2 protein-coding genes are annotated in these 1240 nt (G+C 39.0%); one reads left to right on the top strand and one right to left on the bottom strand.

Going from position 1 to position 1240, the window contains the following annotated elements; translation table 11 throughout:
- Positions 1-406, bottom strand: a 406-nt coding sequence (locus H5202_RS22740) for a tRNA (pseudouridine(54)-N(1))-methyltransferase TrmY (protein ID WP_182774017.1), incomplete at its 3' end; no start/stop codon positions are given.
- 292 nt (positions 407-698) lie between these two features.
- Between H5202_RS22740 and H5202_RS22745 the strand changes: the two genes are divergently transcribed.
- Positions 699-1166 (top strand): GNAT family N-acetyltransferase, encoded by a 468-nt coding sequence (locus H5202_RS22745; RefSeq protein ID WP_259397452.1) that lies wholly within the window; start codon positions 699-701, stop codon positions 1164-1166.
- The last annotated feature ends 74 nt before the right edge of the window (positions 1167-1240 follow it).

Consider the following 1240-nt stretch of genomic DNA (forward strand, 5'->3'; position numbering starts at 1 on the left):
CTTTTTTCTCTAACATATACAGTTGATAATCTTCAGCTAATTCCTGTATCAATTTTTCGAAACTCACGGTGCGTACCGTAATTCCTGCTGCAACTTCACGTAATTGTTCTTTCGCCATGCCTTTAGATGCCGTTAAGGCTTTAGCTATTTTATTGGTTAAGTTTTGTTCGTGAAAGCCACCGATATGACCTAATTCGTTTGAACGAAAGCAAATTATGCGAGAAAAGTCTTGGGTACTTTCTAGCACTAAATACACCACAACATCGTCACGATGAGATTGGGCGACAAAAATGGTATTCATTAAGGTGTGAGCTAAAATTTCAGTGTGAGCTTCATGACCAATAGCGGCTAGAAATTGTTGACTATCAACTGGAGCAGCTCTGGCTCGAACGACAAAAGCGCGCATAGTAAATCCTATTTAGAAGTAAATTAAGCATAAAGCCGTTAACGTAGTCGAATAATCAATCTGTTACTGCGCATAGCATTATTATTGCAGTTTTGAGCTTGGCTGTAACGCGATTAATCTAATGGTTAAGTTTTAGATTGCACAGACTAGTGCTATTGAGCAATACGGTTGTTAAAACAAACGCTAAGCGTTATGTTATTGATAATGGGGACGTGTGATTTATTCAATTATTGATGCTGGTCATCAAACCCGTAATTTACATTTATGAGGTCACTAATTCAAGGTCATTTTGATGAAAATCAGAAAAGCGCTAGAGTCTGACGTTCAATCTATTTACAGCATGAGAAACCGAGCTATTATTGAAAAATGCACCGGCTTTTATAGTTCAGCGCAGTTGGCATTATGGACACAAGGCGACATTTCAGCAGCATTGATTAATGATATTGTAGCGAACTTCTTTGTATCGGTATTCAAGGAGCGTGTTATCGGATGCGGTAAAGTTAATCTCGAAACTGGCATGATAGACGCTATTTTTGTCGATCCTGACCATTCTGGCCAAGGGGCCGCAAAGTCCATGTTGGTTTTTCTGGAAGAGTTAGCCTTGGATAATGATCTGAAATTATTACAACTTGAATCTACACTGAACGCAGCGTCATTTTACCGTGCCTGTGGTTTTGTTGGTGATGAAGTATCTACTTATCATTCGCCAAGGGGAATTAGTTTGGATTGCATTCCGATGCGAAAATTGCTTAAAAACTAAATCATCAATCTACAATCGCGGTAAAAGTCATAACTCCTTCACCACCGTCAAAATAAATAGCGATGCCCATACTG

Origin of the sequence: Shewanella sp. SG41-4, assembly GCF_014164505.1 — a bacterium.
Lineage (GTDB): Bacteria > Pseudomonadota > Gammaproteobacteria > Enterobacterales > Shewanellaceae > Shewanella.